Source organism: Erwinia sp. ErVv1 (assembly GCF_900068895.1).
Classification (GTDB): Bacteria; Pseudomonadota; Gammaproteobacteria; order Enterobacterales; family Enterobacteriaceae; genus Erwinia.
The window spans coordinates 196,771-221,308 of sequence record NZ_CDPK01000006.1 but is presented as its reverse complement, the minus strand read 5'-3'; the positions used below and the strand labels follow the sequence as shown (position 1 = coordinate 221,308).

The 24,538-nt window shown below is 53.9% G+C and carries 22 protein-coding genes, 6 tRNA genes and 1 pseudogene; 12 read left to right on the top strand and 17 right to left on the bottom strand.

The window, feature by feature from the left end:
- A pseudogene (locus tag A1830_RS23980) lies at nucleotides 1-76 on the top strand (integrase); the annotation flags it as partial.
- Between the two features lie 266 nt (nucleotides 77-342).
- On the opposite strand, the gene crr reads toward A1830_RS23980, so the two are convergent.
- The 5 genes from crr to cysZ all read right to left on the bottom strand — a co-directional run bounded on the left by crr (nucleotide 343) and on the right by cysZ (nucleotide 5,353).
- The gene (gene crr / locus A1830_RS11595; protein ID WP_067705886.1) at nucleotides 343-846 is read right to left on the bottom strand and encodes a PTS glucose transporter subunit IIA; all 504 of its coding nucleotides are present in this window, start codon (nucleotides 844-846) and stop codon (nucleotides 343-345) included.
- 43 nt (nucleotides 847-889) lie between these two features.
- Entirely contained in the window at nucleotides 890-2,617 is a 1,728-nt protein-coding gene (gene ptsI / locus A1830_RS11590) for a phosphoenolpyruvate-protein phosphotransferase PtsI (protein ID WP_067705884.1), read from the bottom strand.
- A 225-nt stretch (nucleotides 2,618-2,842) separates the two neighbouring features.
- Nucleotides 2,843-3,100 carry a phosphocarrier protein Hpr gene (gene ptsH / locus A1830_RS11585; RefSeq protein ID WP_067705882.1) on the bottom strand — a complete coding sequence of 86 codons (258 nt, stop codon included), beginning with the start codon at nucleotides 3,098-3,100 and terminating at the stop codon, nucleotides 2,843-2,845.
- A 391-nt stretch (nucleotides 3,101-3,491) separates the two neighbouring features.
- Nucleotides 3,492-4,463: a cysteine synthase A gene (gene cysK / locus A1830_RS11575; protein ID WP_067705877.1), complete on the bottom strand. Its 972-nt coding sequence runs from the start codon at nucleotides 4,461-4,463 to the stop codon at nucleotides 3,492-3,494.
- 131 nt (nucleotides 4,464-4,594) lie between these two features.
- Nucleotides 4,595-5,353 carry a sulfate transporter CysZ gene (gene cysZ / locus A1830_RS11570; protein ID WP_067705876.1) on the bottom strand — a complete coding sequence of 253 codons (759 nt, stop codon included), beginning with the start codon at nucleotides 5,351-5,353 and terminating at the stop codon, nucleotides 4,595-4,597.
- 219 nt (nucleotides 5,354-5,572) lie between these two features.
- Between cysZ and zipA the strand changes: the two genes are divergently transcribed.
- The 4 genes from zipA (at nucleotide 5,573) to A1830_RS11550 (ending at nucleotide 10,503) form a co-directional block, all read left to right on the top strand.
- Nucleotides 5,573-6,571: a cell division protein ZipA gene (gene zipA, locus A1830_RS11565; protein ID WP_067705875.1), complete on the top strand. Its 999-nt coding sequence runs from the start codon at nucleotides 5,573-5,575 to the stop codon at nucleotides 6,569-6,571.
- Between the two features lie 86 nt (nucleotides 6,572-6,657).
- Complete coding sequence (gene ligA, locus A1830_RS11560; RefSeq protein WP_067705874.1) at nucleotides 6,658-8,676, top strand: NAD-dependent DNA ligase LigA; 2,019 nt, start codon at nucleotides 6,658-6,660, stop codon at nucleotides 8,674-8,676.
- 1 nt (nucleotide 8,677) lies between these two features.
- Entirely contained in the window at nucleotides 8,678-8,890 is a 213-nt protein-coding gene (locus A1830_RS11555; protein WP_067705872.1) for a DUF3820 family protein, read from the top strand.
- 104 nt (nucleotides 8,891-8,994) lie between these two features.
- Complete coding sequence (locus tag A1830_RS11550) at nucleotides 8,995-10,503, top strand: PhoPQ-activated pathogenicity-related family protein (RefSeq protein ID WP_067705871.1); 1,509 nt, start codon at nucleotides 8,995-8,997, stop codon at nucleotides 10,501-10,503.
- Between the two features lie 52 nt (nucleotides 10,504-10,555).
- Here the strand turns inward: A1830_RS11550 and A1830_RS11545 are convergent, their stop codons facing one another.
- On the bottom strand, nucleotides 10,556-11,584 hold the full coding sequence (locus A1830_RS11545; RefSeq protein WP_067705869.1) for a bile acid:sodium symporter family protein: 1,029 nt from the start codon (nucleotides 11,582-11,584) through the stop codon (nucleotides 10,556-10,558).
- Nucleotides 11,585-11,678: 94 nt separating this feature from the next.
- Here A1830_RS11545 and A1830_RS11540 point away from each other — a divergent pair, with 94 nt between their 5' ends.
- Nucleotides 11,679-12,599: a LysR family transcriptional regulator gene (locus A1830_RS11540; protein ID WP_067705867.1), complete on the top strand. Its 921-nt coding sequence runs from the start codon at nucleotides 11,679-11,681 to the stop codon at nucleotides 12,597-12,599.
- Here the strand turns inward: A1830_RS11540 and A1830_RS11535 are convergent.
- Complete coding sequence (locus A1830_RS11535) at nucleotides 12,596-12,940, bottom strand: FlxA-like family protein (RefSeq protein ID WP_067705865.1); 345 nt, start codon at nucleotides 12,938-12,940, stop codon at nucleotides 12,596-12,598. The two genes, A1830_RS11540 and A1830_RS11535, sit on opposite strands and share 4 nt — an antisense overlap.
- Before the next feature lie 367 nt (nucleotides 12,941-13,307).
- Between A1830_RS11535 and A1830_RS11530 the strand changes: the two genes are divergently transcribed.
- Nucleotides 13,308-14,843 (top strand): M12 family metallo-peptidase, encoded by a 1,536-nt coding sequence (locus tag A1830_RS11530; protein ID WP_082804152.1) that lies wholly within the window; start codon nucleotides 13,308-13,310, stop codon nucleotides 14,841-14,843.
- A 125-nt stretch (nucleotides 14,844-14,968) separates the two neighbouring features.
- On the opposite strand, the gene A1830_RS11525 is transcribed toward A1830_RS11530, so the two are convergent.
- The 4 genes from A1830_RS11525 to A1830_RS11510 all read right to left on the bottom strand — a co-directional run bounded on the left by A1830_RS11525 (nucleotide 14,969) and on the right by A1830_RS11510 (nucleotide 15,359).
- Nucleotides 14,969-15,044: transfer RNA gene (locus tag A1830_RS11525), tRNA-Lys, on the bottom strand.
- Nucleotides 15,045-15,048: 4 nt separating this feature from the next.
- Nucleotides 15,049-15,124: transfer RNA gene (locus tag A1830_RS11520), tRNA-Val, on the bottom strand.
- A gap of 32 nt (nucleotides 15,125-15,156) precedes the next feature.
- Nucleotides 15,157-15,232: transfer RNA gene (locus A1830_RS11515), tRNA-Val, on the bottom strand.
- Nucleotides 15,233-15,283: 51 nt separating this feature from the next.
- A tRNA-Val gene (locus A1830_RS11510) sits at nucleotides 15,284-15,359 on the bottom strand.
- Nucleotides 15,360-15,633: 274 nt separating this feature from the next.
- Here A1830_RS11510 and gltX point away from each other — a divergent pair.
- A complete protein-coding gene (gltX, locus tag A1830_RS11505) occupies nucleotides 15,634-17,055 on the top strand; it encodes a glutamate--tRNA ligase (RefSeq protein ID WP_067705861.1) in 1,422 nt (473 codons plus the stop codon).
- Nucleotides 17,056-17,319: 264 nt separating this feature from the next.
- Here the strand turns inward: gltX and A1830_RS11500 are convergent, their stop codons facing one another.
- Together A1830_RS11500 and A1830_RS11495 are read right to left on the bottom strand one after the other, a co-directional pair.
- A complete protein-coding gene (locus A1830_RS11500; protein ID WP_067705859.1) occupies nucleotides 17,320-17,679 on the bottom strand; it encodes a YfeC-like transcriptional regulator in 360 nt (119 codons plus the stop codon).
- Between the two features lie 153 nt (nucleotides 17,680-17,832).
- Nucleotides 17,833-18,618: a formate/nitrite transporter family protein gene (locus A1830_RS11495; protein WP_067705857.1), complete on the bottom strand. Its 786-nt coding sequence runs from the start codon at nucleotides 18,616-18,618 to the stop codon at nucleotides 17,833-17,835.
- 416 nt (nucleotides 18,619-19,034) lie between these two features.
- Between A1830_RS11495 and A1830_RS11490 the strand changes: the two genes are divergently transcribed.
- The 4 genes from A1830_RS11490 to A1830_RS11475 all read left to right on the top strand — a co-directional run bounded on the left by A1830_RS11490 (nucleotide 19,035) and on the right by A1830_RS11475 (nucleotide 20,316).
- Nucleotides 19,035-19,110, top strand: a tRNA-Ala gene (locus A1830_RS11490).
- 45 nt (nucleotides 19,111-19,155) lie between these two features.
- Nucleotides 19,156-19,231: transfer RNA gene (locus tag A1830_RS11485), tRNA-Ala, on the top strand.
- 266 nt (nucleotides 19,232-19,497) lie between these two features.
- Nucleotides 19,498-19,788, top strand: coding sequence for a hypothetical protein (locus A1830_RS11480; RefSeq protein WP_156484988.1), 291 nt, complete (start codon nucleotides 19,498-19,500; stop codon nucleotides 19,786-19,788).
- Nucleotides 19,789-19,836: 48 nt separating this feature from the next.
- Entirely contained in the window at nucleotides 19,837-20,316 is a 480-nt protein-coding gene (locus A1830_RS11475) for a nuclear transport factor 2 family protein (RefSeq protein ID WP_067705854.1), read from the top strand.
- A gap of 95 nt (nucleotides 20,317-20,411) precedes the next feature.
- Here A1830_RS11475 and A1830_RS11470 read toward each other — a convergent pair whose 3' ends face one another.
- The 4 genes from A1830_RS11470 to A1830_RS11455 form a co-directional block, all read right to left on the bottom strand.
- Nucleotides 20,412-22,025: a rhodanese homology domain-containing protein gene (locus tag A1830_RS11470; RefSeq protein ID WP_067705853.1), complete on the bottom strand. Its 1,614-nt coding sequence runs from the start codon at nucleotides 22,023-22,025 to the stop codon at nucleotides 20,412-20,414.
- Entirely contained in the window at nucleotides 22,018-22,641 is a 624-nt protein-coding gene (locus A1830_RS11465) for a cysteine dioxygenase family protein (protein ID WP_067705852.1), read from the bottom strand. Before A1830_RS11465 ends, A1830_RS11470 begins: the two co-directional genes overlap by 8 nt.
- A complete protein-coding gene (locus A1830_RS11460; RefSeq protein ID WP_082804151.1) occupies nucleotides 22,541-23,374 on the bottom strand; it encodes an ABC transporter substrate-binding protein in 834 nt (277 codons plus the stop codon). Before A1830_RS11460 ends, A1830_RS11465 begins: the two co-directional genes overlap by 101 nt.
- On the bottom strand, nucleotides 23,374-24,456 hold the full coding sequence (locus A1830_RS11455) for an LLM class flavin-dependent oxidoreductase (protein WP_067705850.1): 1,083 nt from the start codon (nucleotides 24,454-24,456) through the stop codon (nucleotides 23,374-23,376). Before A1830_RS11455 ends, A1830_RS11460 begins: the two co-directional genes overlap by 1 nt.
- Between the last annotated feature and the right edge of the window lie 82 nt (nucleotides 24,457-24,538).

The following is a 24,538-nucleotide window of genomic DNA, read 5'->3' as shown; positions in this document are numbered from 1 at the left end:
CCTGAATAACCTGACGCCGGAAGAATATGGGCTGATGGCTGAGAAACTGGAAATCTCAAAAAGTGCGTGGAACTAAAGCTGGGATACTTACAATGCCCCTGACTGTCAGTGCTGCGAGCACAGCAGCATCATTGAGGCGTTAAAAACAGGTGATATCCGGCTCGCTCAGACGCTGATGGAAGAGCATCTGAATGTTATTGACCAACAGCTTAATCTCACGACCTCTCCCGAGGTGTTTGATTTGCGGCAGGCATTGCGGATAAGCGCCTGATCACGTCACGCGGAAACAGGCAAAAAAAAGCCCCCTGATTGCTCAGAGGGCTTTGATTTAAGGAGCGCTGATTATTTTCTGATGCGGATAACCGGGGTTTCACCCACGATAACGTTACCCGTCAGTTTAACCAGCTCTTTGATCTCATCCATATTGGAAATGACCACTGGCGTTAGCGTTGATTTCGCTTTTTCTTCCAGAAGCGCCAGATCAAATTCGATGACGACGTCACCTTTTTTAACCTTCTGCCCTTCTTCAGCGATACGCTTAAAGCCTTCACCCTTCAGTTCAACCGTATCAATTCCGAAATGGACAAACAGCTCAATGCCGTTGTCTGATTCAATGGAAAATGCATGATTGGTTTCGAAAATTTTACCGATGGTACCATCAACCGGCGCAACCATTTTATTGCCAGTCGGTTTGATAGCGATACCGTCGCCAACAATTTTTTCTGCGAACACCACGTCCGGTACGTCTTCGATATTGACGATCTCTCCTGACAGCGGTGCGACAATCTCAATGGCTCCAGTTGAGGTATCTGACTTATCGCCAAAAAGCTTTGAAAACAAACCCATGATTTTCTCCTAAGCAGTAATATTGGGCCAGCGTCACGAGGTCTCAGCAGAGTGTTTTTTCTTCAATGAACTTGTTGACCAGGTTCATCAACTCGTCCGCTGTAGGTTGAGCCATTGCCTGCTCTGCTAATGCCTTCGCATCCTCATAATTCGTATTACGAATAATTTTCTTGATGCGTGGGATAGAAATGGCACTCATGCTGAACTCGTCCAGCCCCATTCCCAATAACAGTAGTGTAGCACGTTCATCGCCTGCCAGCTCACCACACATGCCTGTCCATTTACCTTCAGCATGAGATGCATCAATAACTTGCTTGATAAGCGTCAGCACCGAAGGAGACATTGGGTTATACAGATGGGAGATTAATTCATTGCCGCGATCGACCGCCAGCGTGTACTGAGTCAGATCGTTAGTACCGATGCTGAAGAAATCGACTTCTTTCGCCAGATGATGGGCAATTGCCGCTGACGCCGGGGTCTCAACCATGATGCCCGTCTCAATGCTCTCATCAAAGGCCTTGCCTTCTTCGCGCAGCTGGCTTTTCAGGCTCTCAAGTTCGCCCTTCAAAATACGTACTTCCTCAACGGAGATCACCATTGGGAACATAATGCGCAGCTTACCGAATGCCGAGGCACGCAGGATGGCGCGAAGCTGGGCATGAAGAATTTCGGGACGATCCATCGCGATGCGGATCGCACGCCAGCCGAGGAAAGGGTTATCCTCTTTTGGCAGGTTCATATAGGGCAGGTCTTTATCGCCGCCGATATCCATCGTGCGAACAATCACCGCCTGTGAGCCCATTGCTTCGGCAACGGCTTTATACGCCTGGAACTGCTCTTCTTCGGTCGGCAGTGACTCACGGTCCATAAACAGGAACTCGGTGCGATACAGACCAACGCCTTCAGCCCCGTTGCGCTCTGCGCCCGCAACGTCGCGCACGGTACCGATGTTGGCACAGACTTCAACCTGATGCCCATCCAGCGTAATGGCCGGCAGATCTTTAAGCTTGGCGAGATCGTTCTTTTCGGTAACGTACTGGGTCTGAATCGCCTTCAGTTCGTCAATTTTTTCCGAAGTCGGGTTAATGTAAATACTGTTATTTACCCCGTCGAGGATCAGGAAGTCGCCATTTTTTACCTGGCTGGTCACGTTTCCGGTGCCCACGATAGCAGGCAGCTCAAGCGAGCGGGCCATAATCGAGGTGTGGGAAGTGCGACCACCGAGGTCGGTGATAAAGCCCAGTACCTTGTCCAGGTTTAGCTGAGCCGTTTCTGACGGCGTCAGATCTTTAGCGACCAGCAGAACCTCATCCGCAATGGCGCTCAGGTCAACAATGTGCAGCCCAAGGATGTTCTGCAACAGACGCTTACCGATATCACGTACGTCAGCCGCGCGCTCTTTCAGGTATTCGTCGTCCAGCTCCTCCAGCGCCTTCGCCTGGCCTTCAATCACAGAGAATGCGGCCGCGTCAGCAGAAGCCAGATCGTCTTTAATCAGGGCTATGATTTCCTGCTCCAGCTCTTCATCTTCCAGCAGCATAATATGCCCTTCGAAGATGGCTTCCTTCTCTTCACCGAAGGTTTCTCCGGCTTTAATTTTGATCGCTTCCAGCTGCGTTGAAGCCTTTTTACGACCATCGAGAAAGCGCTGAACTTCCTGACCGACCTGGTCGGCAGAAATCTTTTTCCGGTTGATAACTATCTCATCTTCTTTCAGTAGAAGAGCTTTACCAAAAGCGATACCCGGTGATGCTAAAATTCCTGAAATCATAACCCTACCTTTTTTTATAACTGATAATCACCTGAGGCGATCAATCCTGGACTGTCGGCTAATCTACTCAGCGAGCCGGGCGCATCAGGCTTTCTGCAATTTGATTATTGCCTTCGGCTGGCCCGCGAAGGAGTTTACGAAAGCAACAACGCGGACAAGCTGTCCGCGATCAATATGTTTGCACTAATTTCACCTGATAAGGCGGTGAGCAGACAGTCAGAGGGTTTACTCGAGTTCGGCCATCAGCTTAACCAGATGCTCAACGGCTTTCTGCTCGTCTTCGCCTTCCGCCGACAATGTGACGACGGTACCCTGAGTCAGACCCAGCGTTTGCAGCTTAAACAGGCTTTTTGCGCTGGCTGACTTGCCGTTAGACGTCACGGTAATGTCTGAGTTAAATGCTTTCGCTTCTTTCACAAACTGCGCAGCAGGACGGGTATGCAGGCCGTTTGGTGCAGTGATGGTAACTTCTTGCTGGAACATTATTTTTCCCCAACTTATGTCGTTTGATGTTGTTGAACTAAAGTCTAGTCTGAGACCGAGACTTTAGCCTGGATGTGTCGCGCTGGCCTGCGTTCATTAACGTGCCAAAAACTGCGCTGGTCCGGCTGGAAACGGCGATGCGCACTCAGCAATCCACGCTTCGCTTTCCCTTGCCCCATTATGCCGCTATTTAGGCTGCCGCGCCAAACCAGTAAATCGATTCAGCTTGATCCAGTTCAAAGGGCGATTAATTTCACGGGCCGAATTAATTGGTTGCTTAGATAACAGACACTGCCGGGTAATTGCAATCTGCATCCAGGCAAAAGTTTGACGCAGCCCACAAAAAAGCACCCAATTGGGTGCTTTTTTACTCATTTCAACGCAAATGGCACTACTGCTGCAATTCTTTCTCGGTGAAAAGATCGGCAAACAGGGCAGTACTCAGATAGCGTTCGCCAGAGGAGGGTAGGATCACGACAATATTTTTATTCGCAAATGCCTCTTCCTGCTGAAGCTTCAGCGCGGCCGCAACGGCTGCGCCGGAAGAGATACCGGCGAGGATACCTTCTTCTTCCATCAGACGACGGGCCGTCGAAATGGACTCTTCGTTAGAGATAGCCACCACGCGGTCAATCAGATTCAGATCGAGATTGCCCGGGATAAAACCGGCACCAATCCCCTGAATTTTGTGAGGACCAGGCTTAATCTCTTCACCCGCCAATGCCTGAGCAATAACCGGCGAATCGGTAGGCTCAACCGCGACCGTTATCAGCTCTTTTTTACCCTTAGTGTTTTTGATATAGCGACTCACGCCGGTCAGCGTACCGCCGGTGCCGACGCCAGCAATAAATACGTCAACTTCACCATCGGTATCATCCCAGATTTCAGGACCGGTGGTTTTCTCATGAATTTCCGGATTAGCCGGATTGCTGAACTGCTGAAGCAGAACAAATTTATCCGGCTCGTTGGCAACGATCTCTTCCGCTTTTGCGATGGCGCCTTTCATTCCTTTGGCGCCTTCGGTCAGGATCAGTCTGGCACCCAGCGCTTTCAGCAGCTTGCGACGTTCAACGCTCATGGTTTCAGGCATGGTTAGCGTGAGCTTATAGCCGCGTGCGGCGGCTACGTAGGCCAGCGCAATACCGGTGTTACCGCTGGTCGGCTCAACCAGTTCAATACCGGGTTTCAGAATACCGCGCTTTTCAGCGTCCCAAATCATACTGGCACCGATACGGCATTTAACACTGAAGCTGGGGTTGCGCGACTCCACTTTTGCCAGAATGCGACCGTTACCGATGCGGTTCAGTCGAACCAGCGGCGTATGACCGATTGTTAACGAGTTGTCTTCATAGATCTTACTCATAGCCCGTCCTTACTGTATGAAATTTTGGGAATACTAAGAGCATACCTCGTTCATTTTCTCAAGGAAGTGAAGAAATCGTATATATATATGTTATGCAGCAATAAGGATAAATGAAATGGCATAAGCCGCCTCTACTGCCGACTGTACTGCCCGCGGTAGCGATCCACCCACATCGCCGTTGCCCCGCATACGGCGACTGGCATAATCGCTAAATTCAGAATAGGCACCAGCGTAAAGAGGCTGACCAGGGCGCCAAACTGCATATTGTCTGTTTTGTGCTGTTTCAGTGCCTGACGCATCTCCCGGAAGCTGACCTTATGATTATCGAACGGGTAGTCGCAGTACTGGATAGATAACATCCATGCGCTGAAGAGAAACCACAATAGCGGTGCCACCGTCTGGCCAAAACCCGGAATAACGTGAAGCAGCAGCAGCCCAAGGGCGCGGGGAAGATACCAGACAAACTTTTGCCATTCGCGCTTCATAATGCGCGGCAGATCCCGGACCAGCGCGCCCCAGCCGCTATCGGGCAGTGGTTTACCGGTCAGCCTTGCCTCAAGCTGTTCAGCCAGCAGGCCGCAGAACGGGGCGGCTATCCAGTTAGCGACCGTCGAGAAGAAGTAGCTGAATATCAGCACAATCGAAATCACGCACAGTGGCCATAGCAGATAGCTCAGCCACTGTAGCCAGCCAGGTATGAGCGTCATCAGCGCGGGAACCCATTTACCGAGCTGCCAGAACAGCCAGATAAACGCGCCCCCCATCAGCACAATATTGAGCAGCAGCGGCACAATGACGAAGCGGCGAATACCGGGCAGACGAACCAGCCTCCACCCTTCGGAAAAATAGTGAATACCCTGCGAGCGAGCGGGGGAGTGATGTGGGTTCATAGGCTGCTTTTCTCCTTTATGCGGCTATGCGGCGCTATCATAACGCGATCATTTATGCAGGCCGAGGGGCTTTTGCATGAAAAAGCAGCAAAAAACCGTGTCGATGCACGCTTATTTGTCAGAAAATACTGCATGGACTTGCACTTGTTACCCAGGGCAAATACAGTTAGAGGATAAAGTTTGCCGCGGTGGCAAGGTATTGGAACAACAGAGAATACAATGATGCAGGATTTGCGTCTGATATTAATCGTTGTTGGCGCGATCGCCATAATAGCGCTCTTACTTCATGGCCTCTGGACCAGCCGTAAAGAGCGCTCATCCGTTTTTCGCGATCGCCCTCACAAGCGTTTAAAACAGGATAAAGAAGAGTCTTTCGACAACGCTGATGATGGCGTAGGGGAAGTGCGCGTGCAGCGCCCTCGATCGCGCGGGGATGACGAGGCTGAGCCTGGTTTCGATGCCCGCAGCGTTGATGATGCGCCATCGCGGCCATCAAAGACTCGCGCACCCGCAGAACCTGTGCGACATCAGCCGCTGGCTGATACGCAGCCGGAGCTGGATCCTCTGTTTAGCGGTGAGCTACCTCATGCGCCTGAACCTGAGGAACCTGAATTCGTCGCCGAACCCGTTCAGCGTCCTCAGCCTGTGCGCCCATCAGCCCCGCCGGTTAAATCCGTGGCCGTTCCGGCAGAGCCTGTCGAACCGACCTTTGAACCTGCTTTCGATCCGGTTGTTGAGGAAGAAGTTCAACCCAGTGCGCCAGTTGAAAAGCCTGCGCCTCCTCGCCAGGAGCGCGCAAAAGAGACGGTGCTGGTGCTGCACGTTGGCGCACATGCAGGCGGTGTGTTAAACGGTGAGGCGCTGCTGCAAGGGGTCCTGCAGGCTGGCTTCCAGTTCGGCGAAATGAACATCTTCCATCGTCATCTCAGCCCGGCGGGCAGTGGCCCGGTCCTCTTCAGCCTGGCCAATATGGTTAAGCCCGGATCATTCAACCCGGATGAGATGTCTGACTTCTCCACGCCCGGCATTTCGATTTTTATGATGGTGCCCTCGTACGGTGATGCCAATCAGAACTTCAAGCTGATGCTTCAGTCCGCACAGCGTATTGCCGACGACGTTGGCGGCGTGGTTCTGGATGATGAGCGCCGCATGATGACGCCGCAAAAGCTGGAAACTTATAAAAACCGTATTCGTGATGTGATTGAGGCTAACGCCTGAACCGCAACCGGGTCGGGCTGACAACCTGAATTCACGTTTGACAAGACCCCCGCCTGCCGGGGGTTTTTTATCGTTATGGTGCCGCTATGCAACCCGTTCAAGACCAAATTATCGCGCTTCAAACTGCCCTCCGCCATCATGAATACCAGTATCATGTTTTGGACGCGCCGGACGTTCCTGATGCGGAGTACGATCGTCTGATGCAGGAGCTTAAGGCGCTGGAAGCGGCGCATCCTGAGCTGATTACCCCGGATTCGCCGACGCAGCGCGTGGGGGCCGCACCGCTCAGCGCATTCGGGCAGGTTCGGCATGAAGTGCCGATGCTGTCGCTGGATAATGCGTTTGATGAAGAGAGCTATCTCGCTTTCAACAAGCGGGTACAGGACAGGCTGAAAAATAGCGATAACATCACCTTCTGCTGCGAACTGAAACTGGACGGTCTTGCCGTCAGCCTGCTGTACGAAAACGGCCTGCTGGTGCGGGCGGCCACGCGCGGCGACGGCACCACCGGTGAAGATATTACCGCCAACGTGCGCACCATTCGCGCCATCCCGCTGCGTTTGAGGGGGGACAACATCCCTGCGCGTATCGAAGTGCGCGGTGAGGTCTTTATGCCGCAGGCGGGATTTGAGGCGATGAATGAGGAAGCGCGTCGCAAAGAGAGCAAGGTGTTCGCTAATCCGCGCAACGCTGCGGCAGGTTCGCTGCGCCAGCTTGACCCCCGCATTACCGCTAAACGCCCTCTGACGTTCTTCTGCTACGGTTTCGGCCTGCTCGAAGGCGGTGATATGCCGCGTACGCATCACGCCCGACTCCAGCAGCTTAAAGCCTGGGGTGTGCCGGTAAGCGATCGTATTCGCCTGTGCCACACCCCGGAAGAGGTGCTGGCGTTTTATCATCAGGTGGAAGCGGCGCGTGAGACGCTCGGTTTTGATATTGATGGCGTGGTCATCAAAGTGGATTCTCAGGAACTCCAGGAACAGCTTGGCTTTGTTGCCCGCGCGCCGCGCTGGGCGATTGCGTTTAAGTTCCCGGCGCAGGAACAGCTGACCTGGGTACGGGACGTAGAGTTTCAGGTGGGTCGTACCGGCGCGATTACGCCGGTCGCCCGACTGGAGCCGGTGCAGGTAGCGGGGGTGATGGTCAGCAATGCGACATTGCATAATGCAGATGAAATTGATCGTCTGGGTCTGCATATCGGCGATCGCGTTATTATCCGCCGCGCCGGGGATGTTATTCCCCAGGTTGTGGGCGTGGTTGAGGCCGACCGCCCGGATGATGCCCGTACGATAGTGTTTCCTGGCCACTGTCCGGTGTGTGGATCGGACGTAGAGCGGGTAGAGGGGGAAGTGGTTGCGCGCTGTACCGGCGGCCTGATCTGTGGCGCGCAGCGTAAAGGCGCACTGAAGCACTTTGTTTCACGCCGGGCGATGGATATTGATGGCCTGGGCGACAAACTTATCGACCAGCTGGTGGAAAAACAGTATGTCGAAACGCCTGCCGATCTCTTCAGCCTGACCGCCGGTAAGCTGACGGGCCTGGATCGGATGGGGCCAAAATCAGCACAAAACCTGGTCAGCTCGCTGGAAAAAGCGAAGCAGACCACGCTGGCCCGCTTTCTCTATGCTCTGGGGATTACCGAGGTGGGCGAAGCGACCGCCGCCAACCTGGCTGCACATTTTGGTAAGCTTGAAAGCATTATCAACGCCTCTTTAGAAGAGCTGATCGCCGTGCAGGACGTCGGCACCGTGGTTGCCAGCCACGTGCGAAACTTTATGGACGAAGAGAGCAACCGGGAAGTGATTCGTCAGCTGATCGAGGTGGCAGGCGTCACCTGGCCGGCAGTTGAGGTGGTTAATAAAGACGAAATTGACAGCCCCTTCGCCGGAAAAACCGTGGTGCTGACGGGTTCTCTGACCATTCTGTCTCGCGATGAGGCAAAAGATCGCCTGGCTGCGCTGGGCGCTAAGGTCAGCGGCAGCGTGTCGAAGAAAACGGATCTGGTTATCGCCGGTGAAGCGGCAGGCTCTAAGCTGGTGAAGGCGCAGGCGCTGGATATTAAGATTATCGACGAGGCTGAGCTTATTCGCCTGCTGGATAACTGAGATGGAAAAAGAGCAGCTGATTGACATTGCTAACACCGAAATGCCCTTTGGTAAATACAAAGGGCGGCGACTTATCGATCTGCCGGAGCCTTATCTGCTATGGTTCGCCCGTAAGGGCGAATTTCCTGAGGGAAAACTGGGTGAGCTGATGCAGCTGACGCTGGCCATAAAAATTGAAGGGCTTGAGGGGCTGATTAATCCGCTACGCTACTAACGCTTATATAATCTTTTAACATCGTTAATTGATTTGTACCCTAAAAAGCTATGATTCATATTAACCCTCGAACTCAGGACAATAATGGGCGAAGGGGTGATCTGATGAAAATAAAATATGGACTAGCCTTACTGCTATTCATCGCTGTTAGCTCGTCAGCTGAAGCGAGCAGGCACAACGACCGCTGCCTCAGTGAGAAGCGAGATTTTAGTGATGTATTACCTTGTTATACCAGAAGTATTTCCGAGTCCCCGCCGAAATATACCAGGATAAGCGATGAGCAGGTAGCGGGGGTTGATATTTTACATTATCGCATGAATTCGCAGTCATGGTCGCCTGCCGGTCTGGTACAGCCTGAAGAGTGGCAGCATGATGTAGATATCTATATCCCTCCCAGAGCCAAAAGGGGGAAGGCGGTTATATTTGTTAATAACGGCACTAATAATAATATCGACAATAAGCCGCCCGTTGCACCCAGCGATATGACACCTCCCCAGCTGACGGCGCTGGCTCAGGCAACGCGCACCATTATCCTCTCTCTGAGTGATGTCCCTAATCAGTATCAGACCTGGCGTGACGATAATAAAACACGGGCGGAGGATAACAGCGTAGCCCATAGCTGGTCTCTGTTTATGCAAAACCCGACGGAGCGGTCACTTTTACCGCTGCATATCCCTATGGCCGCCAGCGTATCTCAGGCGATGTCGCTGGCTGAAAGAGAGCTGAGGGAGTGGAGAATTAAAGAGTTTATCGTCACCGGGCTTTCCAAACGTGGCTGGAGCAGCTGGCTGGCTGCCATAGCCGATCCCCGGGTCGAGGCAATCGCGCCCTTTGTGATGGATATGCTGGGTACCCGGCAGGCACTCAAGCATATGTATCGGGTATATGGACACAACTGGCCAGTGGCGTTCTCGCCTTATTATCAGGAGGGTATTGATACCAGCATTGATATGCCGAATTTCAGCAAGCTGCTGAAGATACAGGATCCGCTTGAATATCAGTCTTCGGCCTATAAAAAACGGCTGGCTGTTAAAAAATACATTATCAATGCCAGCGGTGACGATTTCTACGTGCCTGATAATTCCCGCTACTATTATGACCAGCTGCCGGGTATGAAGTCTTTAAGGGTCGTTCCTAATAGCGACCATGCGGGTATTCGTCGATTCGCCGAATCGTCACTGATTCCCTTTATCAACCGTATTCAGAGCGGAAAGCCCTTACCCAAAATCCATACGTCGTTAAAAAAAGGGCTGCTGGATATTAAGCTTTCAGAATATCCTAAACAGTTAACCCTGTGGCGGGCTTATAACGCGAACGATCGCGACTTCCGTCTGGCCTGCGGCGTTAACTATGAGTCTTCTACTCTACCGGTTAAAAGCAGGATAACGCTGACGCTGGTGAAGCCGCATAAAGGCTGGCAGGCCGCTTACGTTGAAGCGATATTTCGGGATGGCTATGTGGCAACCACCGAAGTCTATATTACGCCGGATGAAAGCTATCCTGATGCTGCGCCGCTGAATAAGGGTGGGGCCTGTCAGACGTTGCCCGGTCGCGGGCTAGGTAATGCGCATCAGCAGGCGGATGTGAACAAAACAGAGACGCGAAGCTTTTGAGCCCAGCGAAGAATAGCCGCCAGGCTGATTCTTCGACAGGCTCACAGCGTAACTATTTTTGCGACTGGACCACGTTTTGAGGCGCTTTTTCATTCTGCGCCTGCTTCTCCTGCGCCAGCTTTTCTCCGGCCTTCTTATAGCGCTGTGCCAGCAGCGAACAGACCATCAGCTGCACCTGATGGAAGATCATCAGCGGCAGTACGATAATCCCTACCGATGCCGACGGGAAAAGGATATTGGCCATCGGGACGCCGTTTGCGAGGCTTTTTTTCGAGCCGCAGAACAGAATGGTGATCTCATCCGGACGGTTAAACCCGAAGATTCTGGCCGCCAGCAGGTTGATCAGTAACACCACAAACAGGATACCCAGGCTACCCGCCACGATATACAGCAGGGTGCTGACGCCGACGCGGTGCCAGATACCATTTACAACGGCTTCACTAAAGGCGGAATAGACGACCAGCAGAATGGAGGCCTGATCCGTTTTACCAATCAGCCCACGGTGTTTTTCCACCCATCCGGCGATCCAGCGTCGTGAAAGGTGCCCGACCAAAAAGGGTACCAGTAGTTGTAGCATAATCTTACCGATCTGCTCCAGGTTACCACTGGCAGCGTCGTTATGGACGTCCATCACCAGACTGACCAGCAGCGGAGAGATAAATACGCCTAACAGGCTGGATGCAGAGGCGCTACAAACCGCCGCCGCAACGTTACCGCCTGCCAGTGAGGTCAGGGCAATAGCCGACTGAACGGTGGCAGGCAGGATGCATAAATAGAGGAAGCCAGTGTAAATCTCCGCGCTGACCGGCAGCGGATGCCACCAGACAAACAGTAGTCCCAGCAGGGGGAAGAGCACAAAGGTGCTGCACATCACCCAGAGGTGAAGCCGCCAGTGGCCGCCGCCTGCGATAATTTTCTCCCGCGACAGCTTGGCGCCGTGCATAAAGAACAGCAAGGCGATAGCCGCCGTCGTCAGCCATTCAAATATATCGACGAAATGACCGCGCGCGGGGATGAACGTCGCCAGCAGCACGGTGATAATCAATTTTAACATCAGTGGATCGATGCGGAAGAGTCCCATTGTTAATGCCTGGTTAAAAAACAATGTGGCTATTGTGCGCCGGACGTGTTTAGAAATAAAATTGATTTATTGAATCCATATATGAATAAAATAGATGAATTATACGCTTCGCCAGCTGCGGGTATTTGTTGCCGTGGCACAGCAGGGTAGTTTTAGCCAGGCGGGTCAACAGATTGGCCTGAGCCAGTCTGCGGTCAGTCACAGCATCAAGGAACTGGAGGGGGAAATGGGGATTCGCCTGCTGGACCGCACCACCCGGGAGGTGATGCTGACCGAGGCGGGCGAACAGCTTGCCAGTCGGCTTGAGCGTTTGCTGGAGGAGCTGAATACCACGCTGCTGGATGTTCGCAGCTATGGGCAGCAGCGCAGCGGCACGGTAAGAGTTGCGGCCAGCCAGACGATATCAGCTCATCTGATGCCCCAGTGCCTGGCGGCCAGCCAGCAAAACTACCCTGACATCAGGATAATGCTGCGCGACCGGCCACAGCAGTGGGTACTGCAAAGCGTGCGTAACGCGGAAGTGGATTTCGGCATCGTCATTGGCCCTTTAACGGTTGAGGATTTCACCTGTGAACCGATCCTCGATGAGCCTTTTCTCCTGCTTTGCCGTCAGGACGATCCGCTGGCCGCAGAGCAAACCATCAGCTGGGAAATGCTGAACGACCGGCCGCTGGTGCTTCAGGATTATACCTCTGGCAGTCGGGTGCTGATCGATGAAGCGCTGCGCGCGCAGCAGGTGAGGGCGGAGATTGTGCAGGAAATCGGTCATCCGGCCACGCTCTATCCGATGGTGGAGGCGGGGATAGGTATCAGCATTTTGCCCGCGCTGGCGCTACCGTTGCCGCAGGGCAGGCCGCTGCTTGTCAGGCGAATGGTACCGGAAATCAACAGGACGATTATGCTGGTACGACGTAAAAACCGCTCGCTCACGCCGGCAGCAGAGGCTATCTGGCAGGAAGTGCGTCAGCAGGCAACCCTGCTGACGCAGCAACGCCGCGTTATGCCAGCGTTTTAGACGTAAACGTTAATTGAGTTGGTCGCGGTTGGACGGTTGATGCCATCGGCTACGTTGGTGCTGGCCGTCTCTTTTTTCGCTTCCTGCTTTTCCTGAGCCTTCTGCGCCTGCTGCTGCTCAATCTGGGCGATTTGAGATTCGATCATCTGAATCTGGCTCTGGATAAGCTGTTCCTGCTCTGACTTTTGCTCGGTAGTGAGCGAATCGTCAGTGCCCAGACTCTTAAGCTGATTTTCCAGCTGAGTAATCTGCTTGGTCAGCGTGGCAATCTGGGAGGTTGAACCGCCGCCCGAGCTTGCCGACCCAATTGAACTTGTGCTGCTACCACTGATAGTCGTCATCGTATTCTCCTTTGTAATAGACCAGTACGGTTATCGGAGGGTTGAAGGAGATACTTGATAAGAGAATTCGTAAAAAAATCGCTAAGAATTCGAAAAGGTGCGCAGGCAGGACCTGAGGCCCGGTGGCGTGCAGGGCGGCGGAGACGATGAACGCCTCTCGTGAGCAGTATAAGAAAAAATGTGGTTAGCGGTCAGGCGTGATTAATATATTTCCTGTTATTCAGAGAATAATAATAATAAATTTATCAATAAAAAATAATTGATAATATCACTGAGTGAATTTGCTATCCCTCTGTGCTTTGCCAGAATAGGAAACAGGGGCCTGTCAGGTGGCTGACTGTTTTTCATTTCAAACAGGTAAACTATAATGCAAAAAAAATGGGCAGTTGGAGCGTTTCTTTTTAATGCTATTTATATCGCAATATGTCTGGTTACGCTGGCACATGCTGCGCCTCCACTTATCTCACATCTAAAAAACCCAGGCATGCAGGGTGGCCTTAATAAATCAAACAACACATTTCTTTCAGATATTACTGTTTCTCGTTCCACCCGTGAAATACGTTTAGCAAGCATTGACTATTCTATATTAAATCCCGACAGCGCTAAACTGACGTTGCTGACTACAGCAGGTAATACCGTTGAATATAAGCGGTGGTCCTCGATCCTCAATAACGATGGGAGTTATACCTGGACGGGGACAGCAACAAAGCATGCCTCAACAGACCCGATGTTAGTAAGAGGTGAAATGGGAAAAGGGGCCATTAGCGATCCTGAAAATGTGGCTACCCTGGTATTTAATCATCATACGCTGGCTGGAACGTTCAGAACCCGCGGTCAGCTTTATCAGATCTTTCCACTCAGCGGTGGCACTGGGCAGGTTGCTATCGTCAGGGTAGATGAAGCTAAAGTTTCGGAAGATAACAACGACGAATCCTTGCCTGTTTTCTCCGGCAGCAAAGCCGCTATCGTCTGCCCGGATAATCCAGGACAATTCGTTGATCCGGTTAAAGAGCAAAGTACGATCAGAGTGGCATTAGTGACGACCAACCAGTCCCGAGCGGTAATGGCTTCACTGAACATCAACGCGCTGGCATCGGTTGCCTTTGCCGAAGCGAATCAGGGCGCGAAAAACAGTGATGTTAAAATAACCTTTGAAAATGCGGGCATATTGGATGCGACATATAATGAAATGGGCGATTATTCCAGTATGCGCAGGCAAATGCTGGTCAGTTCGGGTTCCGCGCTGAGCAAAGAGATTAATGCCTTCAGGGATAAAACCGGTGCCGATCTGGTAGTGATGCTGGTGAAAGATACCTCGGGTACGGGGAATGGAACGGTAGACGCCACTAAGGCAAATGCTGCGTCGGTCATCCGATATTCGTCTCTGACGGGCACCTATACTTTTGCTCATGAAATGGGTCACAACATAGGAGCCAGCCACGATCTGTATCAGTACGGGGGAGCGCCAACGCGTGAACCCTGTTACCGGCATGGATTTAAATATGAAGTGGCAGCGAGTCAGCCTAAGTGGCGTACTATCATGTCCTATAATTGTCAGACCGGGAGCTGTCCGCGCCTGAATTATTTCTCTAATCCGCGCATCACCTACAATGGTGTTCCCATGGGGAGTGCCAAATACGAGGATAATGCCCGTCGGCTAAATGAACGCCGCGAAGCAGTTGCCAACTTTTATACCACATCTCCAGATCCCGTCCCCAATCCTACAGGTAACTGTCCGGGCTACACAGAGTGGGAGAGTAAAAAAACCTATAGTGTTTATGGCGAAAAGGTTTCATATAAAGAGAAGATTTACAGGCAGAACTTCTACTCGGTGGATATGCCGCCCGATATTAACTCTGCGCCGTACGGCAAGCCATGGGTTTATCTCTCTGACTGTCAGTGAAAGTAATGGTGCCGCAGGGTCAAATGCTGAGCAAATGAGCAAATGAGCAAATGAGCAAATGAGCAAATGAGCAAATGAGCAAATGCAGAAAAGCAAAAAGGCGCCTTTAGGGCGCCTTTTTACATTGGTGGGTCGTGCAGGATTCGAACCTGCGACCAATTGATTAAAAGTCAACTGCTCTACCAACTGAGCTAACGACCCGAAGTGGTGGGTGATGACGGGCTCGAACCGCCGACCCCCTCCGTGTAAAGGAGATGCTCTACCAACTGAGCTAATCACCCACTTCGGTACTTCATAACAACCTGTTCAGAAATGGTGGGTGATGACGGGCTCGAACCGCCGACCCCCTCCGTGTAAAGGAGATGCTCTACCAACTGAGCTAATCACCCATTTCTGTACACGTCTGGTACTGCCTACACTGCGGAGCCACCGGTTTAGAGTGGTGGGTGATGACGGGCTCGAACCGCCGACCCCCTCCGTGTAAAGGAGATGCTCTACCAACTGAGCTAATCACCCCCGCTGTGTGGAGTCGCATTATAGGGATCGCGGGAAATGAGTCAACGGTTTTTGAAACGAAAATCACTGTTCGTCTTAAATTTAAACAAGATGTTGGGCTTTTATGCAAAAACGGCCGTCTGCCGGGGGGGGTTACCGCTAACCCTGGCAGTAAGCGGGGGAATGGCGTTGAGGATTCGCTTGCAGATGGTAGAATGTTGCCCACTCTCTTTTGGTCTTTATCAGACCTCCTCCGGCAATGGCCGAATCTGATAGCGTAATAAGGCAGCTGTTAATGAAAATCAAAACCCGCTTCGCTCCCAGCCCCACGGGCTACCTGCACGTTGGCGGCGCGCGCACCGCGCTATACTCGTGGCTGTTTGCCCGTAATCAGGGCGGTGAGTTCGTGCTGCGTATTGAAGATACCGATCTGGAACGTTCTACCCAACAGGCTATTGATGCCATTATGGACGGAATGAACTGGCTGGGTCTGGACTGGGATGAAGGCCCGTACTATCAGACCAAACGTTTTGATCGCTACAACACAGTCATTGACCAGATGCTGGAAGCAGGCACGGCCTATAAGTGCTACTGCTCCAAAGAGCGCCTTGAGACGCTGCGTGAAACGCAGATGGCTAATAATGAGAAGCCGCGCTATGACGGTCGCTGCCGTGACAGCCATGAGCATCATGCTGCTGATGAACCCTGCGTGGTGCGTTTCCGTAACCCTCAGGAAGGTTCGGTTATTTTCGACGATCAGATCCGTGGGCCGATTGAATTCAGTAACCAGGAGCTGGACGATCTGATCATTCGTCGTACCGATGGTGCGCCGACCTACAACTTCTGCGTGGTGATCGACGACTGGGATATGGAAATTACCCACGTTATCCGCGGTGAGGATCACATCAATAATACGCCCCGTCAGATTAATATCCTGAAGGCAATCGGTGCTCAGGTACCGGTCTACGCACACGTATCCATGATCCTCGGCGACGACGGTAAAAAGCTCTCCAAGCGCCACGGTGCGGTAGGGGTGATGCAGTATCGTGACGACGGTTATCTGCCGGAAGCGTTGCTGAACTATCTTGTCCGTCTGGGCTGGTCGCATGGCGATCAGGAAATTTTCAGCATCGATGAGATGAAGCAGCTGTTTGGTCTGGACGCGGTCAGCAAATCAGCCAGCGCGTTTAACACTGAAAAGTTACAGTGGCTGAATCATCACTACATCAATTCGCTGGCACCGGAATACGTGGCGACGCACCTGCAATGGCATATCGAGCAGGAGAAGATTGATACCCGCACCGGTCCTGAACTGGCCCAGTTGGTGAAGCTGCTGGGTGAGCGCTGTAAGACGCTGAAAGAGATGGCTGCATCCTGCCGCTACTTCTATGAGGACTTTGACGCCTTTGATCCTGACGCTGCGAAGAAACATCTGCGACCAGTGGCACGCCAGCCGCTTGAGGTCGTGCGTGACAAACTTAGCGCGTTAACCGACTGGACGGCTGAAAGCGTACATCAGGCTATTCAGGCTACCGCTGACGACCTTGCAGTGGGCATGGGCAAAGTGGGCATGCCTTTACGCGTCGCGGTAACCGGCGCGGGCCAGTCTCCGGCGCTTGATGTTACGGTCCATGCTATCGGTAAGGCGCGCTGTGTCGCCCGCATTAATCAGGCCCTCAGCTGGATTGAGGCGCGGGAAGTTCAGCAGTCAGTCTGATAAAATCGTGCAGCGAAAAGCCGTTCACCCGAGATCGGGTGAACGGCTTTTTTTTAGCCAGCGCCGAATGGACCCGTCATCCTTAGTGCTGAGACACGTCAGGGTAATGCAGCCCGGCAGGCAGCTTTTCATCTGGCAGTGAGGTAACTGAATGATTTGTGATGAAAGCATGTGCTGCCGATTCCAGGGGCCACAATCGTATTAACCCATGTTAGCTCCCGGAACAACCGGACGAAAGGTCATCTCCCGCCCGGCGAACCGCTATTATTGATCGTTACCGCGAATACTCAGCCGATTCAATAATCCCTGTATGCCTTCGCGTAATAACAGTGAGTAAAGCTGATCCTGTTCTTCGGCATTCATCTGCTGGAGTGACGTCATTAGCAGGGCAGGAAGGGAGTTATGGGTTACGCGATAGGTAGCGGTGGGCTCTGCGGCGTGACGTGTAGATTTGAGGAAGTTTTTAACCCGCTCATCAATAAATATCATCCGTGCTTTACCGCCCTGAACGCCGGGTTTAGGCGCGGTTGTCCATTGCTCTTTCTTAACCCATTTGTTGATGGTCTGACGACTGAAACCCGTTTCCTGCGCCAGTTCTTCTGGCGTTAACCATTCCTTTTTCATTGTGCAATCCCTTTTGCGAGTTATGTAACACGATCATATTACAGCAAAATGTTCCCAGAACAACTAACAGGAAGCCTTAAAAGGGGCAGAAAATTTGGCAGGCAGATCGGGAGAACAATACCCCCCGGTCCTGAAGACAGGGGGGTATTGGTATTAGCGGGGGACTACGGCATTCAGCTGTGAGCGGTAAGCCATAAAATAGGCCAGGCCAACAAAGACGGCACCGCCGACGGTGTTACCCAGAAAAACAGCTGTAAAATTAGGCAGGTAGGCAGCCCAGCTTAATTGACCGGCGAAAATAGCGGCGGGGACGATAAACATATTGGCGACGACGTGCTGGAAGCCGATGGCAACGAAGGCCATGACCGGGAACCACATACCAAAAATTTTACCCACCACGTCTTTACTGGCAAAGGCCAGCCACGTCGCCAGGCACACCAGCCAGTTACAGCCAATACCTGAGATAAAAGCGTGGGTGAAATCGGCATTTACTTTGGCCGTGGCGATGGCAACGGTCTTTTTCAGGTAGTCACCTTCGGTCATGCCCAGGATATGGCCAAAGAACCAGGCGACGGCCAGGCTGCCGACAAAGTTCGCCAGGGTGACCCAGAACCAGTTACGCAGCAGGCTTAAGCCACTTATCTGGCGGGCAAACCAGGCGATGGGCAGGGTCATCATATTACCGGTCAGAAGCTCCCCTCCCGCCAGAATAGTCAGAATGATGCCGACCGGGAACACGGCGGCCCCTAACAGCCCGCTGAACGAACCCCAGTCAGCAGGAAGGGAGTTGATAACGTGAATATCCAGCAGAAATCCAACGGCAATAAATGCACCGGCCATAAAACCGAGGATAATCAGCGTGGCGACGGAATACTGGCTTTTGGCAACGCCTGACTGAATGGCGAACGCCGCAATTTCTTTAGGTGAATAGGAGGACATAGTAGCTCTAAGTTTCTGGTGTGATAATGAAAATGGCCAAAGGCATCGCGTCAGGAAAATGCGCCTGAACCTTGCTGTGTGCGGGCTGGCCGTCAAAAACGTCGCAGTTTTACACGCGGTCTTAACAAAAACAAGGCCGATTAGAGCTGTTTTTAACGCCTTGTTTACATGATTGCGGCGGACAAAAGAGGGGTGTAGTCATATTGCGGCTTAATTTGCTTCGACGCGGCATATTATGCATCCCGGCATGCAGGCCTGAGCGCGTTTATGCTGTCGGGTCTGAGGGCCAGGCTGCCAAAAAAAACGCATTGTGGCGGCTTTTTCAGCGATTGACCGCAGATCGGTAATTTGCCGTTGACACCGCAGACGCTGTTTCATATTATCCCCGCCGTCAAGACGACAAGGTTTTTCGGTACGGGGCTATAGCTCAGCTGGGAGAGCGCTTGCATGGCATGCAAGAGGTCAGCGGTTCGATCCCGCTTAGCTCCACCAAATCTTCACCAGCAGATTTGGACTGAAAAGCAGTTTCTTTGTTGTGGGGGTATAGCTCAGCTGGGAGAGCGCTTGCATGGCATGCAAGAGGTCAGCGGTTCGATCCCGCTTATCTCCACCAATCATCTCTTGATATCGAATTTCTCCGTTCCAAAAAAGCACATTTCTGCTCCCGCTATGATGGCCACCAGCCCTGTCGTGTGGGTTCGCCAGATTTTCAACGCTCAAATCAATCGTAATTCAACATTAAGTCCGCGAAATCACGCCGGGTCATACCGCTCACGTTATTGTGTCTGATAAAATGGTGTTGTTTCTCATTGTACTTTCCCTGACCGATTTTTCTGGCAGCCCCTCCTTATCCTGTCTTTGTCGGTGTTCCTCTAAACGTTGTCCGATTTTCACGGCTGTGCGTTTATTAACACGGCAGGCGAGGTGGGTAACCCCGCCGATCCGGTGCGTTTGATAAGTCAGTCACACAAGAAGAAATTACTCAATTATGCGCTTTTACTGTGTGAACGGGCAGAGTGCGCACAGCCGGAAGCCCTGGCCAGACAGCTGCTAATCCTGATAGATGGGGCCATTACCGTGGCAAAAGTGATGGGCGATCCCGAAGCCGCTGAGAGTGCCAAAACGATTGCCATAACGTTGCTGGAGAGGGCCTGTTCTGCGCCAGCCTGATGCCGCTTGATCAACTGATCTGATTGTATTTTATACCGAGGAGTTGCTATGTCCGATCGTCAGACCCCACGCCCACCGCTTCCCCCTTTTACGCGCGAATCAGCCATTGAGAAGGTTCGTCTGGCCGAGGATGGCTGGAACAGCCGCGATCCAGAAAAAGTCTCGCTGGCTTACTCCGTCGATACCCGGTGGCGAAATCGCGCCGAATTCGTCGAGAGCCGCGATGAGTGTAAAGCCTTTCTTGAACGGAAATGGCGTAAAGAGCTGGATTACCGCCTGATAAAAGAGCTGTGGGCCTTTGCCGATAACCGCATTGCCGTTCGCTATGCCTATGAGTGGCATGACGATTCAGGAAACTGGTTTCGTTCCTATGGCAATGAAAACTGGGAGTTTGACGAAGATGGCCTGATGACCCGGCGATTTGCCTGTATTAATGATATGCCGATCAACGCGTCAGACCGCAAATTCCACTGGCCGGCAGGGCGCCGCCCGGATGACCATCCCGGTCTGTCAGATCTGGGTCTTTAATCCAGGGGCATCAATACAAAGCTGACTGACCACGCCTGTCTCTGGTGTTCAGGGCCCGATGGGCCCTTATCCCGCGACGCTGTCTGATGAACGCTCTACGCCCCGGCAACGTTTTCCGTCAATACGTGAAAGCCGTGGGTGCCATCGCGATCCAGCTGGGCAATGAGACCAAACTCCCAGTCGAGGTAAGCCTGCATCGCTTCGGGGGCGTTGTCGGTGCCCTCATAGGGGCGGCGATAGCGATCGTCGCGCGGCTGGAGTAGCCTTGTCTCTCCCTGCTCCACGGGCAGCCCTGCGGCTTTCCAGGCCGTGTTGCCGCCCTTCAGCACCACCACCGGCCTGCCGGTCAGCTCGGAGATCTGCTGAACCGCAAAGCGCGCCAGCATGCTGCTGCCGCAGGTCACCACATAGCGTTGCGCAGCCGGTATCGCCTCTTTCCCTTTCTGGGTCAGCAGCGCCCGCTGTAGCCAGGCGGCACCGGGTATATGGCCGTTAACGTAGTTAGCGCTGGTGGTGAAGTCCAGCAGCTGGGTGCCTCCCTGATCCAGCCACGTTGCCAGTACGGCAGGCTCAACCTCCTCCTGGTGGGGCAGGGCAGGGATTGTAGGTGACCAGGCCCCGGTGGCACTGAAATCGCCGGCGCTGAGCCCGTCCACTACCGCCACATCCCAGCCCATCTGCGCCAGCCAGGAAGCGCTCATATTGGCCCGTACGCCATCATCATCAACCAATATCACCTGCGCCCCTCTGACGCTGGCGTAGTGATCGGTTTCCTGAACCAGCTGGCCGCCCGGCACGTGACGCGCGCCTGGCAGATGCCCCCCGGCATACTCCTCGGCGTCACGCACGTCGAAAAGATAGCGCGTACGTGTTTCCTGCTGCTGCCACTGGCTGAGCTGCGTGCCTGACAAACGCTTAACGCCGACGCTATCGGCGACTTTTCGCGCGCCCTTTGCAGCCTGAATTTTTGCATTCTCGCTCACCTTGCTAAAGCGGCGCGTTTGCCCATGATCCAGCTTCAATCCGGCCAGCGTCCAGCCGATAGTGCCGTTACGCAGTGCATAAACAGGATTATCAATCCCGGCATTAATCAGGGACTGCGTACCGATAATACTGCGGGTGCGTCCCGCACAGTTAACGACGATGGTTGTTTCCGCCGAGGGAGCCAGATCCCGTACGCGCAATACCAGCTCAGCACCCGGTACGCTGATGCCGCCGGGAATACTCATCGTCTGATACTCATCAAAGCGACGGCTGTCCAGCACCACCACCGGGCTGCCGCTGTGCAGCAGGGCGTTCACCTCTTCCGCAGGCAGAGAGGGCGTGTGACGACGACTTTCGACCAGCTCGCCGAAGGCCTTGCTGGGGGAGTTGACGTCAATAAACAGCTCGCCGCCGCCCGCCTGCCAGCCTGCCAGGTTATTCTCCAGCAGCGCTACATCAGCGTAGCCAAGCGCGGATAAGCGCGCGGCCGCGACGGCCGCCAGTCCTTCACCGCCGTCGTAGATCGTCACCGGCGTTGCCAGCCGGGGCACGCGGTTGAGGATTTCAATCTCCAGCTTCGAAAGGGGGATATTAACCGCAAACAGCGGATGGCCGGTGGCGTAGTACGCCTCTTCGCGCACGTCGATGAGCGCCACCTCCTGGTGCTGAAGGAGGGCGGAACGAATCTCGGCTGCGCGACGAAAATGTAGTGGTGTGTCAGTCATGTGAAAGATCCCATATATTGGGTAAAAAAGCGTTGTTGTAGCCAGAAATAAAGGTTTTTTCACTGCCATCGGGCTGATAGACGGCCCGCTTTACGGCACCAATATTGCCGCCGTAAACGTGAATACTGATCGAAACGCGATCCTGCCCATTGCTGACGCGGTGGATATCCCCTGCTGCGGGCGAGACGGCCTCCACGCTGCCAGGTTCGAGGCGAACCGGCTCGCCGTCGGGCGTCAGGCCCTGAGCCTCCCGTCGATACCCCTGAGAAATTTCACTGCCGCGCAGCATGCCAATCAGCCCCCAGACGCGGTGATCGTGTATCGGCGTGCGCTGACCAGGCCCCCAGACGAAGCTCACGACCGAAAAACGCTGTTGCGCATCGGCGTGCAGCAGATATTGCTGATAACGTTCAGGATCCGGCTGGGCGAATTCCGGCCCAAGCCAGTCATCATGGCGGATAAGTTCACCGAGGAGCTGACGACCCTGGTGCAGAATGGTTTCCTCGCTGGGATGGCTATCCAGCAGCGAGGCCAGGCTTCCGACAAAGTCGCGCAGCCGGNCAGCGGGCGGCGATCGCGGGTGGAAAGCCCAGTGATGTTGAGAGGGCGTTGGCAAACGCCTGCGGATGCTGCGCGGCCCAGACCTGTGCTCTGGCAAGGCGGGTCATTAAATCGGCAATGGCTTCCCGCTTAGCCGGATCCTTTAGCGCCTCCTCCCGAGCCAGCGCATAGGAGTAGCCGGAAAGGATCCCTTTGCCGCCGCCCTCCGGCACCCTCACATCTTTATCCACTTCCTCCGCAGAGGAAACGTAGGGTTCCCAGGTGGCCCAGGCATCCACGGCATGGCTGGCAAGCGCCGCCCGGCCATCGACCGGGCCAAGAAAACGCAGCGTCACGTCCGAGAGTTTCAGGCCCGCGCGCTCCAGCAGGCCCAGCAGCAGATAATGGCCCCAGCCACCGCGGTTTACGGCGATCTGTTTACCTTTGAGATCCTTCAGGCTGTGAATACCGCTGTCAGGTCGCGTAAGCAGCGCAATACTGTCCGGATTGTTTTGCCAGGCGCCCACCGCCTTCACCGGCGCGCCTGCCGCGAACACGAAAAGGAACGGCAGATCGCCGGTGAAGCCAATGTCCAGCGCACCGGCGTTTAACGCTTCCTGCACCGGCGCGCCGGAGTCAAACGAGGTCAGTTTCAGGTCGTAGGGCAGATCCTTTAGCTGGCCCGATTCGCGCAGCGAGATGAACCGGTCGCCCTTAACGTCCCCCAGCTTAAGGGTAACCTTCTCCGCCGCGCTGGCACTCAGTGAGAGGGCAGCGGCCAGCCCGAAAACAAGCAGTGAAAATCGCATCAGGCACTCCTTGCTACGCGACGTGCCGCCACTTTTTCCCGCGTAAGCGGGATTAGCTCTTTACCATACTCCCGTGCATCGTTGAGGGGATCAAAGCCGCGGATCAGTACGCTTTTAATGCCCAGGTTGTAATAGTCCAGCAGGGCATCAGACACCTGGTCCGGCGTGCCGACCAGGGCGGTGGAGTTGTAGCCGCCGCTCACCAGTTTGGCAATGCCGGTCCACAGAACCTTGTCCAGCCGCGCCCCTTCATTCGCCGCTGCCAGCAGCCGCTGCGCACCCACGCTTTGCGGTTTCGGCAGGCCAAAATCGTGACCGGACGCGGTCAACTTGTTGCGCGCCGTCTCCAGAATATGTTCCGCCTTCTCCCAGGCTTCCTTCTCCGTTGGGGCAATAATGGGACGGAAAGAGATATTGAAGCCGATTTCACGGCCCTGCTTAGCGGCGGCGGCGCGCACGGTGCGCACCGTTTCCGCCGCGCCCGCCAGCGGCTCGCCCCAGAGAGCGAACACATCGGCATGACGCGCGGCAACTGCAATAGCCTCGGGCGATGAGCCGCCGAAATAGACGGGAAGGTGCGCCTGCACCGGCTTGATGGCGGAAAACGCCTGTTCAGTCTGGAAATACTCTCCCTGATGATCCCAGGGATGATCGGCTTCCAGGCTCTGTCGCAGTACGCTGAGGAAGTCATCGGTGCGCGCGTAGCGCTGCGTCTTGTTGAGAAAGTCGCCGTCGCGACGCTGCTCCGCGTCGCTGCCCCCGCTGATGATATGCACGGCCAGTCGGCCATCGGTTAGCTGGTCCAGCGTGGCCAGCTTGCGGGCGGCCAGCGTCGGAGAGACGAAGCCGGGCCGATGCGCCAGTAAGAATTTGAGGCGCGACGTATTCGCCGCCGCATGTGCGGTAACCAGAAAGCCATCAGGCTGATCTGACCAGTAACCGACCAGCACGCGGTCAAAGCCTGCCTGCTCATGGGCCTGGGCGAAGTCTGCAATATACTGCTTATTAAAAAGCGGGCCGCGGGGAGCGATGATTTCTGACGCCAGCCTATGGCCGATCATACCAAGGAACTGAATGCCCATGATGTTTTCTCCTGGAGGAAGGCCGGCAAATTACCGACAGAGAGAAAACCCTAAGCTGAATTCTAATATGTGTGAAATTCAT